This is a genomic window from Umezakia ovalisporum Ak1311 (genome assembly GCF_029891685.1).
Taxonomy (GTDB): Bacteria; Cyanobacteriota; Cyanobacteriia; order Cyanobacteriales; family Nostocaceae; genus Umezakia; species Umezakia ovalisporum.
This window is the reverse complement of the sequence record NZ_JANQDJ010000063.1, coordinates 18471-36254: the sequence shown is the minus strand read 5'-3', so window position 1 is coordinate 36254 and position 17784 is coordinate 18471. Positions and strand designations below refer to the sequence as shown.

General features: G+C 43.4%; 16 protein-coding genes. 11 read left to right on the top strand and 5 right to left on the bottom strand.

Going from position 1 to position 17784, the window contains the following annotated elements; translation table 11 throughout:
* Positions 1–26: 26 nt before the first annotated feature.
* The 7 genes from NWP25_RS11630 (at position 27) to NWP25_RS11600 (ending at position 6615) form a co-directional block, all read left to right on the top strand.
* A complete protein-coding gene (locus tag NWP25_RS11630; RefSeq protein WP_280651681.1) occupies positions 27–365 on the top strand; it encodes a HesB/IscA family protein in 339 nt (112 codons plus the stop codon).
* Positions 366–462: 97 nt separating this feature from the next.
* Positions 463–846: a 30S ribosomal protein S12 gene (rpsL, locus tag NWP25_RS11625; protein WP_280651682.1), complete on the top strand. Its 384-nt coding sequence runs from the start codon at positions 463–465 to the stop codon at positions 844–846.
* A 354-nt stretch (positions 847–1200) separates the two neighbouring features.
* Complete coding sequence (rpsG, locus tag NWP25_RS11620) at positions 1201–1671, top strand: 30S ribosomal protein S7 (RefSeq protein WP_280651683.1); 471 nt, start codon at positions 1201–1203, stop codon at positions 1669–1671.
* 142 nt (positions 1672–1813) lie between these two features.
* Entirely contained in the window at positions 1814–3892 is a 2079-nt protein-coding gene (gene fusA, locus NWP25_RS11615) for an elongation factor G (RefSeq protein ID WP_280651684.1), read from the top strand.
* Between the two features lie 22 nt (positions 3893–3914).
* Positions 3915–5144: an elongation factor Tu gene (gene tuf, locus NWP25_RS11610; protein ID WP_280651685.1), complete on the top strand. Its 1230-nt coding sequence runs from the start codon at positions 3915–3917 to the stop codon at positions 5142–5144.
* Positions 5145–5328: 184 nt separating this feature from the next.
* Complete coding sequence (gene rpsJ / locus NWP25_RS11605) at positions 5329–5646, top strand: 30S ribosomal protein S10 (RefSeq protein WP_006196404.1); 318 nt, start codon at positions 5329–5331, stop codon at positions 5644–5646.
* A 321-nt stretch (positions 5647–5967) separates the two neighbouring features.
* Positions 5968–6615: an LON peptidase substrate-binding domain-containing protein gene (locus NWP25_RS11600; protein ID WP_280651686.1), complete on the top strand. Its 648-nt coding sequence runs from the start codon at positions 5968–5970 to the stop codon at positions 6613–6615.
* 59 nt (positions 6616–6674) lie between these two features.
* Here the strand turns inward: NWP25_RS11600 and pheA are convergent, their stop codons facing one another.
* Positions 6675–7544, bottom strand: a complete 870-nt coding sequence (gene pheA / locus NWP25_RS11595; RefSeq protein WP_280651740.1) for a prephenate dehydratase — start codon at positions 7542–7544, stop codon at positions 6675–6677.
* Positions 7545–7588: 44 nt separating this feature from the next.
* Between pheA and NWP25_RS11590 the strand changes: the two genes are divergently transcribed.
* A complete protein-coding gene (locus NWP25_RS11590) occupies positions 7589–7723 on the top strand; it encodes a hypothetical protein (RefSeq protein ID WP_280699458.1) in 135 nt (44 codons plus the stop codon).
* 325 nt (positions 7724–8048) lie between these two features.
* A complete protein-coding gene (locus NWP25_RS11585) occupies positions 8049–8642 on the top strand; it encodes a DUF1997 domain-containing protein (RefSeq protein WP_280651687.1) in 594 nt (197 codons plus the stop codon).
* Positions 8643–8654: 12 nt separating this feature from the next.
* Here NWP25_RS11585 and NWP25_RS11580 read toward each other — a convergent pair whose 3' ends face one another.
* The 3 genes from NWP25_RS11580 to NWP25_RS11570 form a co-directional block, all read right to left on the bottom strand.
* Complete coding sequence (locus tag NWP25_RS11580) at positions 8655–9326, bottom strand: ribonuclease HII (RefSeq protein WP_280651688.1); 672 nt, start codon at positions 9324–9326, stop codon at positions 8655–8657.
* Position 9327: 1 nt separating this feature from the next.
* Positions 9328–11442 (bottom strand): Rne/Rng family ribonuclease, encoded by a 2115-nt coding sequence (locus NWP25_RS11575; RefSeq protein ID WP_280699456.1) that lies wholly within the window; start codon positions 11440–11442, stop codon positions 9328–9330.
* Positions 11443–12102: 660 nt separating this feature from the next.
* On the bottom strand, positions 12103–14757 hold the full coding sequence (locus NWP25_RS11570) for a TIGR03960 family B12-binding radical SAM protein (protein WP_280699455.1): 2655 nt from the start codon (positions 14755–14757) through the stop codon (positions 12103–12105).
* Positions 14758–15353: 596 nt separating this feature from the next.
* Between NWP25_RS11570 and NWP25_RS11565 the strand changes: the two genes are divergently transcribed.
* A complete protein-coding gene (locus NWP25_RS11565; RefSeq protein WP_280651691.1) occupies positions 15354–15554 on the top strand; it encodes a hypothetical protein in 201 nt (66 codons plus the stop codon).
* Positions 15555–15747: 193 nt separating this feature from the next.
* Positions 15748–16920, top strand: a complete 1173-nt coding sequence (locus tag NWP25_RS11560; RefSeq protein ID WP_280656917.1) for an LL-diaminopimelate aminotransferase — start codon at positions 15748–15750, stop codon at positions 16918–16920.
* Between the two features lie 49 nt (positions 16921–16969).
* Here the strand turns inward: NWP25_RS11560 and NWP25_RS11555 are convergent, their stop codons facing one another.
* Positions 16970–17329, bottom strand: a complete 360-nt coding sequence (locus NWP25_RS11555; RefSeq protein WP_280651693.1) for a hypothetical protein — start codon at positions 17327–17329, stop codon at positions 16970–16972.
* Between the last annotated feature and the right edge of the window lie 455 nt (positions 17330–17784).

Here is a 17784-nt window from a genome sequence, read left to right as displayed (position 1 = left end):
TTTTTATATTGCCACAACTAAATTCTATGATTCACCTGAGTCAAGCAGCCATCACTGAAATTGAGCGCCTAAGGTCGAAACATCAACCCAATAGTTTGCTAAGACTAACGGTTAGGTCAGGCGGTTGTTCTGGTTTGTTTTACGATATGTCTTTTGATGAAACTGTAAAAGTTGAGGATCACGTCTTTGACTTGAGCAGCATCAGATTTATCATAGACAATGAAAGCTTTACTTATGTAAATGGGCTGGCATTGGATTATTCAGAAGATTTAATGGGTGGAGGTTTTCGTTTCCACAACCCTCAAGCTATCACTACCTGTGGATGTGGTAATTCTTTCTCAGTTGCTACCCCCACTTTTGTTTAACTAAAAAAATTATAAGTTTGACATAAAAGCCCTAAAAAAGATATAATCAGGATTTGTTAAAAGTTAGACTACTAAGCAGCTTTACGCGCTGTAACCCATGCCAACAATACAGCAACTGATACGTAATGAACGCGAAAAAGCGCGTCAAAAAACAAAATCTCCTGCTCTAAGACAATGCCCACAACGTCGGGGTGTTTGCACTAGGGTATACACAACCACGCCTAAAAAGCCTAACTCAGCTCTACGCAAAGTAGCAAGGGTAAGATTAACCTCTGGATTTGAAGTGACAGCTTACATTCCGGGTATAGGTCACAACTTGCAAGAACATTCAGTGGTAATGATTCGTGGGGGTCGTGTCAAGGATTTACCAGGTGTCAGATACCACATTATCCGTGGCACCTTAGACACAGCTGGAGTTAAAGACCGCAAGCAAGGGCGTTCCAAATACGGAACCAAGCGTCCGAAAGAAGCGAAAAAATAGAAACTAGGCAATTAATCCCATAGGACGACGATTCAGCGTCTTCGGTCAGCAGCACCCAAGAACAAACTGTCTGCCCTTGCCGATTTCAAAAACATCGCTAAATCCTGTATGAAGCAGGTAAGAGTAGGTAACTTTCAGCGGCATTCAGCCTGTCCTAGGTAATTGCAGCGGTTGCATCTAAATGTTTACGTTTATGATGTTGTCGCCTTCTCAAGTTGTAGTAAGGAAACTAATAGACCAGTCCATCGGCAACTGTAGAGAAAAAACAAAGTTTGAAAGGCGGCCTTACCCGCCCGTATATCCAGTGTCTGATAGCATATAATTTCGTTGCCAAATCCGAATTAAAGGTGAAGTATGTCTCGTCGTGGTGTTATTCAAAGGCGTCCAGTTCCGCCTGATTCCGTATATAACAGTCGCCTGGTAAGCATGATAATCCGGCGGGTGATGCGTCATGGAAAGAAATCACTGGCTGCCAGGCTGGTTTATGATGCAATGAAAACTATTGAAGAACGCACTGGTGGTGCCCCTTTGGAAACCTTTGAAAGAGCAGTGCGAAACGCCACACCCTTGGTAGAGGTAAAAGCTCGGCGAGTTGGCGGAGCAACTTATCAAGTACCAATGGAGGTGCGCTCAGATCGCGGTACAACCCTAGCCTTGCGCTGGCTGGTAAAATTTGCCCGGTCTAGGCCTGGTCGGACAATGGCAAGTAAATTAGCCAATGAGTTAATGGATGCCGCCAATGAAACCGGGAATGCAATTCGTAAGCGGGAAGAAACACACCGCATGGCAGAAGCTAACAAAGCTTTTGCACACTATCGTTACTAAGAAAAGCGGCGGTATATCCTGGATATCAACCGGTATATCCCGTACTCACAAAAATAAATACGGTTTTCCGTAGAAGTATAGAATCTTAACAAAGAGTAATATACAAGATATCATGAAGCAAAAACTATAATAGGAGGCTACTGTGGCACGTACCATCCCGCTAGAGAGAGTACGCAATATCGGTATTGCGGCGCATATAGATGCGGGCAAGACAACGACAACCGAGAGAATATTGTTTTACTCCGGCATAATTCATAAAATTGGCGAAGTTCATGAAGGAACCGCCGTCACTGACTGGATGGCTCAGGAACGTGAACGGGGAATTACCATCACTGCGGCTGCAATCAGCACCAGTTGGAAAGATCATCAAATTAACATTATCGATACTCCAGGACACGTTGACTTCACAATTGAAGTAGAACGTTCCATGCGCGTGTTGGATGGTGTAATCGCAGTATTTTGTTCTGTAGGCGGCGTGCAACCGCAGTCAGAAACAGTATGGCGACAAGCAGACCGTTACAAAGTACCCCGCATAGCCTTCGTGAACAAGATGGATCGCACAGGGGCGAACTTCTATAAAGTTCATGAACAAATGCGCGATCGCCTGCGGGCTAATGCCATTGCCATTCAACTGCCAATTGGTAGTGAAAATGAATTTCAAGGAATCGTTGATCTGGTACGCATGCGTGCCTACATTTACACCAACGATCAGGGAACAGATATCCAAGAAACAGAAATCCCCGCAGAACTACAAGAACAGGCAAAGAGTTACCATACCAAACTTGTAGAAGCTGTAGCAGAAACCGATGACCATCTGATGAATAAGTACTTCGAGGGAGAACCACTAACAGAAGATGAAATTGGTAATGCCCTACGTAAAGGTACTATTGCAGGAACGATAGTGCCGGTACTCTGCGGTTCGGCATTTAAGAACAAAGGCGTGCAGTTGATGCTGGATGCGGTAGTAGATTATCTACCAGCACCAATTGAAGTACCAGCAATTCAAGGTACATTACCAACGGGTGAAAGTGTTGAGCGCAAAGCTGATGACCAAGAACCCCTATCAGCTCTGGCGTTCAAGATTATGGCTGATCCCTACGGTCGTCTCACCTTTGTTCGTGTTTATTCTGGGGTTCTGAAAAAAGGTAGTTATGTTCTTAACGCTACCAAGAATAAAAAAGAGCGCATTTCTCGTCTGGTGGTTTTGAAAGCAGATGAACGACTAGATGTGGAAGAATTGCGGGCTGGTGATTTGGGAGCAGCATTAGGACTAAAGGAAACCTTGACAGGTGATACCATTACGGATGAAGCATCACCAGTAATTCTGGAATCTTTATTCGTTCCTGAGCCTGTAATCTCGGTGGCGGTTGAACCCAAAACCAAGAATGACATGGACAAGCTCTCCAAAGCTCTGCAATCTCTTTCAGAAGAAGATCCTACCTTCCGCGTCAGTGTAGATCCGGAAACCAACCAAACCGTAATCGCGGGAATGGGAGAACTACACCTGGAAATTCTCGTAGACCGCATGTTACGGGAATTCAAGGTAGAAGCGAATGTCGGTGCGCCCCAAGTAGCTTACCGCGAAACGATTCGCAAAGCAGTCACCAAGGTTGAAGGTAAATTCATTCGTCAAAGTGGTGGTAAAGGTCAATATGGTCACGTTGTGATCGATTTGGAACCAGGGGAACCCGGTAGCGGCTTTGAATTTGTTTCTAAAATTGTGGGTGGTGTTGTACCAAAAGAATACGTCGGCCCCGCAGAACAAGGAATGAAAGAAAGCTGCGAATCCGGTGTTTTAGCAGGATATCCACTAATTGATGTCAAAGCAACCCTGGTGGATGGGTCATACCACGATGTAGACTCTTCAGAAATGGCTTTCAAAATTGCTGGGTCAATGGCAATGAAAGAGGCAGTGCTGAAAGCTTCACCCGTACTCTTAGAACCTATGATGAAAGTTGAGGTTGAAGTACCCGAAAACTTCCTTGGGGATGTAATGGGCGACCTCAATTCCCGTCGTGGGCAAATTGAGGGTATGGGATCTGAGGATGGTTTGGCCAAAGTAACTGCTAAAGTTCCATTGGCAGAAATGTTTGGCTACGCCACTGATATCCGCTCTAAGACCCAAGGTCGAGGTATCTTCTCAATGGAGTTTAGCCACTACGAAGAAATACCTCGGAACGTGGCTGAAGCAATCATAGCTAAAAGCAAAGGGAACGCTTAATTAAAAAAGGAAACGAGCATTCATGGCACGCGCAAAGTTTGAAAGGACGAAACCACACGTTAATATCGGGACAATCGGCCACGTTGACCACGGTAAAACCACGTTAACAGCAGCCATCACCATGACTCTAGCAGCGCTAGGTCAAGCTACAGCTAAAGGCTACGATCAAATTGATAACGCACCTGAAGAAAAAGCACGGGGCATCACCATCAATACGGCTCACGTTGAGTACGAAACCGACAAACGGCACTATGCTCACGTAGACTGTCCCGGTCACGCTGACTATGTGAAAAACATGATCACTGGTGCGGCACAAATGGACGGAGCTATTCTGGTAGTGGCAGCCACAGATGGACCTATGCCCCAAACCCGTGAGCATATCCTGTTGGCACGTCAGGTAGGTGTTCCTAGACTGGTAGTCTTCCTGAATAAAGAAGATATGATGGAGGACGAAGAACTTTTGGAACTCGTAGAATTAGAACTCCGGGAATTGTTGACCGAATACGGTTTTGAGGGCGACGATATTCCCATTGTCAGAGGTTCTGGCTTACAAGCTCTAGAAACAATGACCAGCAATTCCAAAACCAAACGCGGAGAAAATCCTTGGGTAGATAAAATCTACATGCTGATGGACGCTGTAGATTCCTATATTCCCGACCCAGAGCGCGATATTGATAAGCCCTTCCTGATGGCTGTAGAAGACGTGTTCTCCATCACAGGTCGTGGTACTGTGGCCACTGGACGGATTGAACGTGGTAAGGTCAAAGTAGGTGATGTTGTTGAACTAGTAGGAATTAGGGAGACTCGCAACACCACCGTTACCGGGATTGAGATGTTTAAAAAGAGTCTCGAAGAAGGTATGGCTGGAGATAACGCTGGTGTACTTCTACGGGGTATCCAAAAGGCTGACATTGAACGCGGGATGGTTATAGCCAAACCAGGTTCCATTACTCCCCACACTCAATTTGAAGGTGAAGTGTACGTCCTGACAGAAAAAGAAGGCGGTCGCAAAACACCATTCTTCTCTGGATACCGTCCTCAGTTTTACGTACGCACAACTGATGTAACCGGTACAATCACTTCCTTTACTTCCGATGATGGTAGCGCAGCAGAAATGGTTATGCCAGGCGATCGCATCAAAATGACAGTAGAACTGATCAACGCCATCGCCATTGAGCAAGGAATGCGCTTCGCGATTCGTGAAGGTGGCCGCACCATTGGTGCTGGTGTTGTCTCCAAAATTCTGAAGTAATACCTTTTTGTCCCATAACCAAGGAGCAAAGATGGTAGAATTCCTCTTTGCTCCTTTCTTTTCCTTCTATAAAAGAAAGTGGGAACTAAAAAAATAGGAAGTCAACTAAAACTAAGTTTGAACTACTCCCCACTCCCCACTCGCTACTCCCCTAATTAATTAATCAGAACCTGGAAAATTAAACATGGCAACTCTACAGCAGCAGAAAATTAGAATTCGTTTACAGGCTTTTGACCGTCGCTTATTAGACACATCTTGCGAGAAGATTGTAGACACCGCCAACAGAACTAACGCCACAGCCATAGGGCCAATTCCTTTGCCGACAAAACGCAAAATCTACTGTGTGCTGCGATCGCCTCACGTAGATAAAGATGCCCGAGAACACTTTGAAACCCGTACCCATCGTCGGATTATTGACATTTATCAGCCTTCTTCTAAAACTATTGATGCTCTGATGAAACTAGATTTGCCCTCTGGTGTGGATATTGAAGTAAAACTATAATTTAGTCATTGGTTATTAGTCATTAGTCTTGAGTCCATCAAACTAGTGTAAAAACAGGATTAATCCCTTCTCTGTTGATGAGTCACCCATTCGCATTACTTGCCATAAAACTAGCAACACTGATGTTTTCATGGATGGCACATGCGTTAAATTCATCCCTGTGAATATTTACCCAGCCCTGGATAAATTTATCTCAGGGCTTTTTATTGGTTGGGAAAGAAATGATAGAATGTAAACAAAGTGCGGGAAAAACAGAGAACAGTAAATTTTAAAATAAAAATTTTAAAATAAATTTAAAAATAAATTTATACCAAGGTAACAATGACATCCTCTTCTCAAATTGCAGTTCGCGAACTACCTCTGTTCCCGCTACCTGAAGTAGTTCTGTTTCCAACTAGACCATTACCTTTGCACATCTTTGAATTTCGCTACCGCATCATGATGAACACGATTTTGGAGGGCGATCGCAGGTTCGGGGTGTTAATGGTCGATCCAGTTGAAGGTAAAATTGCCAACGTCGGTTGCTGTGCAGAAATCATTCATTACCAACGGATGCCAGATGACCGCATGAAAATGCTGACCTTAGGACAGCAAAGGTTTCGTGTCCTAGAGTATGTGCGTGAAAAGCCTTACCGTGTCGGCTTGGTTGAGTGGCTAGAAGACCAGCCACCAACTAAAGATTTGCGCCCTTTGGCTAATGAGGTAGAACAACTACTGCGAGATGTAGTGCGTCTCTCAGCAAAGTTAACTGAACAAAATATGGAATTACCAGAAGAGTTACCCGACTTGCCCACAGAACTTTCTTATTGGGTGGCAAGTAACCTCTATGGCGTTGCCTCGGAGCAGCAGGCGTTGCTAGAAACACAAGATACTGTGCTTCGCCTCGAAAGAGAAGCGGAAATTTTGACTTCTACTCGCAATCATTTAGCAGCTCGTGCTGTGCTCAAAGACACTTTTAAGAATTCCTAATTCCTAATGCTTCTTTCAGAGGATCTTTGCTAACGTAATTCGTAATTTTTAATTACGAGTTACGGTTCAACGCTCATGGATAGAATATTGTAGCTCCCAAAAATTTTTAATATTTCTATATGCTGAGTTAGTTGTGCTAAAGCATTTCGCATTTGTGGTTCCTGAACATCAGCTTCTAGGTCAACAAAAAACAAGTATTCTCCCAGCGATCGCTTGGTTGGTCGCGATTCTATTCGGCTGAGATTAATTCCTTGTTGAGCAAATATTTGTAGCGGTTTGAGCAATGCGCCGGGTAAATTTGCAGGTACGCTGAAGGCTATGGAACTGTGGGTGGCACTTGCGGAAGTATTGATTAAATCGTCTTGACTTTGACTGACCACCCAAAAACGAGTGCAGTTTTCTGGATAGTCGTTAATTTTACTGGCTAATATGGGCAGGTTATAAAGTTGAGCCGCTCGACAGGATGCAATGGCAGCCGCTGTTAAATCCTGATCTAGTCCCTGTAGTACTTCTGTGGTAGAGTTGCTGGGTATTAACCGTACAGCGGGGAGAAATTGCCCCAACCATCCTTGACATTGGGCCAAAGCTTGGGGGTGAGAATAAACGGTTTGAATGCTATGTAAACTGTCGGCACAGGAGATTAAAGCATGGGCAATAGGCATTACCAAAGCCACCTGAATTTGCAAACTATCCAACTGCCACAAAGCATCCATTGTCATGGTCACACTTCCTTCAATTGAATTTTCCACTGGCACAACAGCTAACCGAGTTTGTCCTTTAGCAACAGCTTGGAGTGATTGAGCAATGCTGGGATAGGGACATAACAGAACTTGGTTTTCTGTATTTTGAGCAAGCCAGTTGGCATAAAAGACGGTTGCTTGTTCTGCGTAAGTCCCAGGAGGCCCTAAATGGGCAATAGATATAGACATAGACAAGAGCGTTTCGTCCTTTGTTACAAAGTGCTGAATAGAGAATGGGGATCCGTTACCAATCACCAATTACTAAGAACTTATTTGAGCAGGACGGTGATATACTTTATAGCCATATTCACCAGCAAATTTACCGTATTTTTAATCGACGACCCAGTGCTGAGATTTTAGATCAATAGCAGAACATGGCAAAAATTGATAAAACTCCTAAACAAGGACTCCCGCCATCGCGCCGCTACAATAGGGGCTACTTCTTTAGAAGATGAAAAAATTTTCATCCAGAGATGAGCTAGTATAAAATATATGGGATAATGAACACTTTAATCCAACAAACACGTAATTACGGTGTTAACTCCAACTAATGGTGCAGTTTAGGGTGATTCTAACAAAATATGCGAACTAATCAGTTCATTGAGTAGCACCGAACAAAAACGGCAATAAAAAGTAGTTATGGTTAAAAAAAATGTTAAGTCTCAACTAGCAAATATCAACCATCTTTAAATCATGGCTACCGAGTTTACTGCTTCCCAAACCGTAAAAATAAACATTCCACCACAACCCATTCCTATTCAACACTATTTGCGCCAGCCCCAACGTCTGGTTCATGCTTTAACAGATAGCAGCCGGATACATCAACTTTCAGAAGAAGTATTTCGTTTGAAAATGCGACCTCTAGTTTTTATGTCGCTGAACATTCAACCCACGGTAGACTTGAGAGTTTGGGCAGAATCAAATAGCACAATTAAATTGCAATCACTCGGTTGTGAAATCCTCGGTTTTGAGTACATTAACCAGCGCTTTGCCTTAAATTTACAAGGAAATTTGTCTTTGCATGACAACTCTAATACTATTACTATTTTGCAAGGCAGAGCGGACTTAGAAGTACAGGTAGACATACCACCACCACTTTCTTTTACACCCAAGCCAATTTTAGAAGCCACAGGCAATGGTTTACTCAAGAGTATATTAATAACTATTAAACAACGCTTACTACATCAACTTTTAGCCGATTATCGCTCCTGGGTAACATTACAAATATCAGAAAATCCGCTCTTATATAAAAGTGCGGAATTACCTTTTCTGAATTTTGATAGTTAATGACTGGAGACTTCAACTCTTAAACTGACAACGGCGAAAAGATTGGCGATGCAGTGGTGATACCCCGTGTTCTTGCAAAGCCACCAAATGCTTCGGTGATCCATAGCCCTTATTATGCTCAAGATCATATAGGGGATACCTTAAAGCCAAACGTGACATCAGGTCATCGCGCCACACCTTAGCCACAATACTAGCAGCTGCAATATTAAGCGATCGCTCATCCCCCTTGACAATTGTTTGTTGCTCTACAGGCAAATCCCTTATGAGCTGATTACCATCAACCAAGCACAGCTGAGGCTGTACTTTTAATTTCAGTACAGCCCGCTTCATAGCTAACAAACTCCCCTGCAAAACATTTATTTGATCAACTTCAGAACTTGAAGCAAAACCAATCTTCCAGTCTATAGCCAAGCGACAAATTTCCCTTGCCAGTACAGTTCTTCGAGAACTAGACAGCTTTTTACTGTCCCTAATATTAGCTGCAATGAGTTTAGGCAAAGCACAACAAGGCAAAATCACCGCCGCCGCAACCACAGGACCAAAAAGAGCACCACGCCCAACCTCATCTATGCCCGCAATTAACCCTGGAAAACCCGATAAACTTGAGGACAACTCTAGCCAAAAAAGTTCCTCAGATTTTACTGGAGAACAAAAATCTGCCGCCGTTAGCTCAGTCTTAACCAAATTAATTATCCTCTGCTGTGGACGAATCTAATTCTAAAGCAGAAGAACGACGGCGGCGACGACGATTACCAAAAGAAGATGTGTTCACAGGATTTTCCTCAGAGACAAGAGAACTTCCATGAAAAGTCTCAGAAGCAGATATAGTAGTATTTTTGAGAATAGGCTTCTGTTCTATTTCCACAGTAGAACTGTTCACCTCCGCGCTGATAACAGAGTCTGATAGCTGGCGTGGAGTAGCCATAATTGATTCAGTTTGTTGAATATCACATTGCCCAGGACTGATCACGTTGATAATTACAGACTTAGGACTTTTAACATCCTCATCTAACTTCACCAAAGGAGAAACACCCATCAAAGCAAAAACATCTTGCTCCTCTAGGGTCATTTCTACCGTTTTGATTTCCGGTGGTTCTACCACTGGCTTCGTCGGCTCTACTTTCGGGACTTTACTGCGCTCTGCTCTTTCATGCCAACCTGATTTGGCTTGGGTGGGAGACGGGACTTCCAGCCTGGGTCTTGCTAGTTCCTGGAGGGAATAACCATCCACCTCACCATCACTATCCCCATCTAAATCTGTCTCGTTATCAAAACCTAGAGCCAGAGGAGTAACCGGAGATTGATCTTTGCCATTTGTGCCATTGATACCAGTGCGATCACGACGATTGCGGATCCGACGCCTATTGTTTTCCCCTGGTTCTTGATAACTAGGATGATTAATTAAATCCAAAGAGCTAGTTTCTGAATCAGTCTCAAAAATCTCCCCAAAAGAATCATAATTTTCCCGTGGTTCCGTCATCCGCCCCGTTGGCATACGTGGTTCTTTCTGAGGCAAAGATACAAAACGCTCTGGTAAATCCGCTGTCGTTGGTAGAGTTACCCTATCTCCAGGCATACGCACAACGTGCCCCAAACCACCGCAAGTAGGGCAAGTATGACCAAACAACTCGTAAATATTTTGACCTTGCCGCTTACGGGTAAGTTCTACAAGACCTAACTCAGTTAGTTGGGCAATCTGAGGACGAGCTTTGTCAGCCTTGAGAGCTTTGTTAAAGTGTTCTAGAACTTGTAACTGGTCACGTCGAGATTCCATATCAATGAAATCCACCACAATAACACCGGCAATATTTCGCAGACGTAACTGACGAGCAATTTCTGTTGCAGCTTCGCAGTTTGTCCACAAAACCGTTTCTCTAGCCGTTGCCGACCGAGTGAAAGAACCAGAATTAACATCAACTACAGTTAAAGCTTCTGTGGGCTCAATAATAATATAGCCCCCCGAAGGTAAATCTACTCTCGGTTTGAGAGCTTCTTTAATAGCTGCACTGATGCGGAAGTACTCTAATATTGGTGAGCGATCACGGTGATGATCGAATAATACGCCCTGTGGGGTTTGACCTCCACTCCAGTTTTGCAAATACTGTTTTACTCGTTTTAAACCTGTACTGGAATCAACGACGATACGATTCACATCAGCACCGTACATATCCCGCAGTACCCGCTGGATAAAATCATCGTCTCGATTGAGTAGGGCTGGCGCACGAGTGGAATGTGCTTCTTGCTGAATGGCTTCCCATTGTTTTTGCAAGAGTTCTAAATCTTCAATAATTGCTTCTTCTGGTTTACCTTCTGCTTCCGTACGCACCAGCAAACCCATTCCTGCTGGTTTGATCAAAATCGCTAGCGCCCGCAAGCGGTTGCGCTCACTTTCACTTTTAATCCGTCGGGATAAATTTACGCCGCGACCATAAGGCATCAGAACTACATAGCGTCCAGGTGTAGTGATGTTACCTGTCAGCCTTGGCCCTTTAGTCCCCGTTGGTTCTTTCATTACTTGCACCAACACTTTTTGCTGTGGTGCTAATAGTTCCGTAATTGCCGCAGCCGTACGCTTGAGCTTCAATGGCCCCAAGTCTGTTACATGAATAAAGCCGTTGCGCTCCGGGTCGCCGATGTTGACAAAAGCCGCATCTATCCCAGGCAATACATTTTCTACTACACCTAAGTAGATATCACCGATTTGGTGATGACCAGTAGCTACAACGAGTTCTTGTATTTGATCTTCAGAAAAAACAGCAGCTATTTGATGCTGTTCTGCTATGATAATTTGCTTTGGCATTCAATTTCCTCAAAAATTGGCAGCACCAACGAAGAAGTATTAGAGGTTTGTTATGCCTTTTGCCCCTACCAACCTCAAAAGGTGCTGCTGATCATAAAAATGGTGACTTCTTTGCTCAAATTTAAAGAAGCTCTGACTAAAAAATTGCGTTTACACGTGTAATTATTCCAAAATGGCTGCATATTGTTGAACCAAACAAATCAACCGTCTGTAGTTGATTCTTGATACCATACCACTACCGCCTAGGGATTAGGCATATGGCTACGCTACGCAAGCTATCAGCAGTTGTTTAAAAAGCAAAGAGGAAGAGCTGCTGACGGACAGCACTGTTTTTAAGTTACTAGTTCACTAGGTAAGTTATTGAGAGTGTGGGTTCTTTAATCTGCCTCACCGTTTGGTTGGGCGCTTATCTGGAAGCCAAGTCTTGGATACAATCCTAGAAATCACAATCTCACATCTTCGCTTCCGCCCCCTGATTACTGAGGGAGTGAACTAGCTTACAAAGTGCGGCGCCAGAAAATTATCTTACTCTGATTCTAACGCAACCGAGGGAATTAATTCCCATTATGTCCTGTGTGAGGGCAACTACTAGCAAGTCACCCTATGGCTCTAAGGGCATCTGTGCCCGCAGATTTTTACGCCGCGAGCTACTATTAGGAATTATACCCCTAAAACCAGCTGATTGCGGTGGATTTGCAGCAGTTGAAATTTTTCCCCTGCAACTATTTCCAGCATAGACAGAATTTGTTCTGGACGCAAGACCACACCATCATGACGACAACTACCTAGATAACGGAGAACAGCCGTGTAATCGGCAATACTTGTGTTCGCTGTAACTAATTCCACATCGAACAAGCGCGATCGCAGATTTACTAAGGACTGATTGCCCGACTTAGTTTTTTTCTCCCACCAAAGCTCGTCTTTGGCTTTGATACAATCTATCCAGTGTCGCCATTGTGCATCTGTTACCGATTTCAGTGCTGCTACTGTAATTAAATATTCCGCTGCTTCCATAACTTGGTTAGCTGCGGCTGCTTTTAGGTCTATAGTAGCAACTTTATATATGGGTATGTCTGTGGGCAGTTCCTCAACTAGTTTTTGCCGGAAAGTTTCTACATCCACTGGTTCGGTCAACTCAAAATCAACAATTTCCCCACTGCTGGTAGCTCCCAGAGCTAAAGCACTAGCAATGGCAATGCGGGGACTAGGATGAAATCCACCTGTAAAAGCAATTGGCAACCCGGCTCTGCGGATCACTCGATCAAACAGACGCATCAAATCAAGGTGACTGACTAAAGCCATTGACCCTTGCTTACCAAACCAAACCCGCAGTCTTTGAGTTTTGGTTGTCTTCGGGACAAAATTGCCAGCAAAGTTTGGGACTGGTGGCGGCGAAATCACAATGTTATGTCCGAAATCTGTGCCACAGACTCCGCAGTGTGAGCAACCCGCAAATGAGCAATCGGGAACTATTGCTGCTTGTAAAGCACGTTTTAAGTCTTCCTGGAGCCATTTTTTATCGATGCCTGTATCTATATGATCCCAAGGTAGGGGTAAATCGAGGGAGTCAGGAGCAGGAAGTAGAGAGGTGCAGCAAGATGACACTTCCTCCTTTTCCTGTTCTATCTCCACCTCGGGCTTTTGGATATCAAACAGATTCCACTCGCCTTTTTCTACCTGACGATATTTCCAATTTAATCCAGATTCAGCGATTGCTGTTTCCCAAGCACCAAAAGCTGCATCTAAATTTTCATACCAGGAATCCATTCCTGCACCGAGTTCCCAGGCACGACGAATGACTTTTCCCAAAGAGCGATCGCCTCTGCCCACAAAGTCTTCCATTGCTGAAATACGCACATCAGTGAAGTTCACCTTCACCCCCCCCATGCGGCGGAATGCCTGCCTGAGCTGATTCTGTTTACGTTTAAACTCTGTATTTGAAACTGAATGCCACTGAAAAGGGGTATGGGGCTTAGGTGTAAAGTTAGAAATCGTCAAGTTAAAGTTCAGCGGTTTTCTACCTCTACCCCGACATTCTCGTTGTAGCCAGCCCACGGTTTCCGCGATGCCCTCCACATCAGCATCTGTTTCACCGGGCAAGCCAATCATGAAATATAACTTAATTTTGTCCCACCCTTGTTCCCAAGCGGTTTTTACACCTCTTAACAATTCTTCATTAGTTAAACCCTTATTTACAATATCCCGCATTCTTTGGGTTCCCGCTTCCGGAGCAAAGGTCAATCCTCCTTGCCGCGTCCCACCCAGTATATTAGCAATATTTTGATCAAACCTATCTACCCGTTGACTGGGAAGACTCAGGGAAATATTTTCATTTTTTAGGCGATTTTTGATTTCCATCCCTACTGCCGGCAGGGATAAATAATCAGAACAACTCAAAGACAGGAGGGAAAACTCGTTGTAACCTGTATCCCGCATTCCTTGCTCTATGGCCGTTACTACTTCGTCTGGTTCCACATCCCTAGCCGGACGAGTCAGCATTCCTGGTTGACAAAAGCGACAACCACGTGTGCATCCTCGGCGAATTTCCAGCGTCAGGCGGTCATGCACCGTTTCTATATAAGGAACCAATCCAATGGAATAAGCTGGAATGGGTGACGCTACCCGACGCAGTATCCGTTTAGGGACATTTGGGCCCTGGGGATGAACCGAACCATCCGCTGCCATGTCGTAAAACTGAGGAACGTATACACCTGGTATCTGTGCCAAGTCCAGTAGCAATTGTTCCCGGTTCAATTTGGCTTTTTTACCTTCTTCCAAGACTAAACCGATTTCTGGTAGTAATTCTTCTCCATCTCCGAGGGCGAAAAAGTCAAAAAAATCAGCGTATGGTTCAGGGTTTGATGTTGCTGTTTGTCCTCCGGCAAAAATTAACGGGTAGTTCCCCTTGGCTCTTTCTGTCCATGTGAGCGGAATTGCCGCCAAATCTAACATTTCTAGGATATTAGTTGCTCCCAGTTCGTAACTGAGACTAAAGCCTAAAACATCAAATTCTTTGAGCCATCGCTTCGACTCCACTGCAAACAGCGGTGTATTGGTTGTCCGCAGTTTTTCTGCCAGGTCAGGACCCGGTAGATAAGAGCGATCGCACAACTGCCGAGGCTGGAAATTCAGAATGTTATACAGAATGATGTGTCCTAAGTTGGATGATCCGACTTCATATATTTCTGGGTATGTTAACGCCCAGCGTATTGTTGCCGTATCCCAAGGTTTATGTACCGCCAAATGTTCGTTACCTAAGTAACGACCTGGCTTCAAAATATCCGGTGTGATTAATTTTTCAACTGCAACAGCCACTATGCTATCTTCTAGCTACCTTAATTACAGCCAATCAAATCTAATTTAGCATTGATTTCGGTTTTTAAGTACAATTTATGCTTGCAACTTACAACTCTTTTACACAAATTTACTTTTTGACTGTTCACACAGGGAAAAATCACAATTGTAATTTTTAGTTTTTTAGCCAACCACTCCACAAATATAAACTTTTTTTTCGGAAATTAACCCAATTCTTCCGGGTCTTTACTGAATCTTTATAACTTTCCTGGCTCTGTTTGAAGATTGTCATAATTACAGGATAAAATGTGTTTATATATACTTTTTTTCTGATAAAGTTCCAAAACAATCTACATAGACGGTTATAGAGCAGAGATATTCAGTGTAAATTTGCTGAAAGAGTCCACTTACTCCGGAGCTTCAGCCAATTTAGCCAAATCTCAGGTTTAGATTCTCAAACTTTATTTTTGCGTGACTAGGTTTGAATACCCTGTTTAAGGACAATTTGCTATGTGAGTTATTAGTGATCCATATCACATAATATGGTAGATTAATATCATATTTTATACCAATGTATATCTTGGATAATTTTTATCAAATAAATTGGTTTATTAATTATGAGAACTAAGTACGTTATTCGTCAATTGGTACAAAAAGCGCTTGACATTAAAAAATTAACCCCCGAAATCGAAAATGAAATCAATTCGGAACTGACTCAAATGGGTCACATTTCTGATGTTGACTATGAAGCTTTAGAGCTGTTAATGGCAGAAATGGATGCTGGTCGAGTTAAGTTAGTACCTAGTTGGGGATATTAATCTTAACTTTGGCATTTACATTAATTTTGAACATTAAAAGCAAAATAAAGCCAAAAATATAAATTAACAGCAGTGCTGATGATAGTCACGATACAATTGCTGGAACTTTTCTGTGAACTTTAGTAGTTATCTCACCAGTGTGGCGTAAACTGTGCTAGTGAGCATCGATAATTTGCACTAGTAATTAACCGCCATGCAGCCTGCTAAACGTTTAGAAACAATTCCCCCCTATTTGTTTGCTGAAATTAACCGCAAACGGGAACAACTTGTGGCGCAGGGAGTAGATATCATCAATCTGGCACTGGGGGATCCAGATAAACAGACTCCTGCTCACATTCTTCAGGCAATGCATGAAGCAATTGATGATACTTCCACCCATAACTATCCACCTTATCAAGGAACAAAAGAATTTCGGGAAGGGGCGGTCAATTGGATGGAAAGCCGATTTGGGGTGAGAGGGTTAAATCCAGATAGAGAAGTTATTTCTACTCTTGGTTCAAAAGAAGCAATACACAACACCTTCTTAGCTTTCGTAGAAGCAGGAGACTATACCATCATCCCAGACCCTGGTTATCCGGTGTACCACACGGCGACAGTTTTCGCTGGTGGTAAACCTTATACTATGGCCTTGAAGGCAGAGAATAATTTTTTACCAGATTTAAATACGATTCCTGAAGAAATTGCTCGTCAGGCAAAATTACTGTGGATTAATTATCCTAACAACCCCACTGGAGCCTTAGCCAGTTTAGAGTTTTTTGAGGAGTTGGTGGGGTTTTGCAAACAATATGATATTTTACTCTGTCATGACCATGCTTACTCAGAAATGGCATATGACGGCTATAAACCGCCCAGTGTTCTACAAGTTGATAGAGCAAAAGATGTAGCCATTGAGTTTCACAGTTTGTCTAAGTCCTATAACATGACAGGCTGGCGCATTGGCTTTGTAGTTGGTAACGCCATTGGCATTCAAGCCTTGAAACAGGTAAAAAGCAACGTTGATTCTGGAGTATTTAAGGCAATTCAAAAAGCCGCCATCGCTGCATATTCCACTGGTGAAGTAGAACTTCAAGCTTTGATGTCAGTCTACCAAAAACGCCGTGACATTATTGTCCAAGGTTTGCAATCTCTGGGGTGGCCGATTGAGCCGCCCAAGGCTACACTTTATGTATGGGTACCTGTACCTAAAGGATATTCGTCAGCAGAATTTGTTTCTTTATTACTTGACAAATGCGCCATTATGGTAGTTCCTGGTAATGGTTATGGTGCAGTGGGGGAGGGCTTTTTCCGAATTGCCCTCACAATTCCCCATGAGCGGATGCATGAAGCCATTCAACGCATGAGAGATGCTGGCATTCGTTACCCTTGATTTGGGACTGGGTATTGAAGCCTAGCATTTTAGATTACACTACTAAAATCTAAAATTCACTACTCCTGATTTCTTGTTGATACGCTTGCCAAGTTTGGTTAATGAACTGATGAAATTGTAGTTTTGCCGCTGAGTCAGGTTCCGTTTTGCGTTCTTTTGCCAAAATTTCGCTCAATAGGGTAATTACTTCCGTATCTAAAGCTGGTCTAAATAAATTTACAGGCCAAAGCAAATCAGAAGCATCTCGTATATCAGTGACGAGGGGTGCTTCTGGGGTAAAGCTGACCAGCAGCAGGGGACGTACCCAGCACAACTGACGGGAAACTACTAATTGGATCACTTCTGCAAACAGATTTGTGTCACTGTGGTCTAAAGAAACAATTTGTCCTGGTTGAAAGTCTAGGCTCATGTTCACGCAGTTGCAGCAGTGGCAAGGAAGAATTTTTTTGCAGTTTCTTTTATTTTAAAAGTGAGAATACGCTATTCTGAAATGGAAATACTTTAAAATCAAATTATTACTCTCATAGCTATCAGGTATGGCGACTTTGCAATTAGCCCGTAAACCGAGATAAGACAAAAAACTTAATCAATAACGTACGGCAAAGCACACCGGAACGTCGGGAAAACAGAGAAACACCTTGTTAAGGCACTCTCAGCAAAGTAGCCGAAAACCTCAGGACACATCCCCTGTCAATTTTTTGTCAACCAGCTTGACACTTTTTACGCTAGTCGTCAGTGTTAACTTGGGTAACGCCGACAAGCTATTTAGTGGATAGAAATAGGGACACAAAACTTAAAGGGTTGGTTCTTTAACCAAGCATCTCCTCACTGGAGAGACCCTGGGGCCAATGCCTTGAAGTGGGA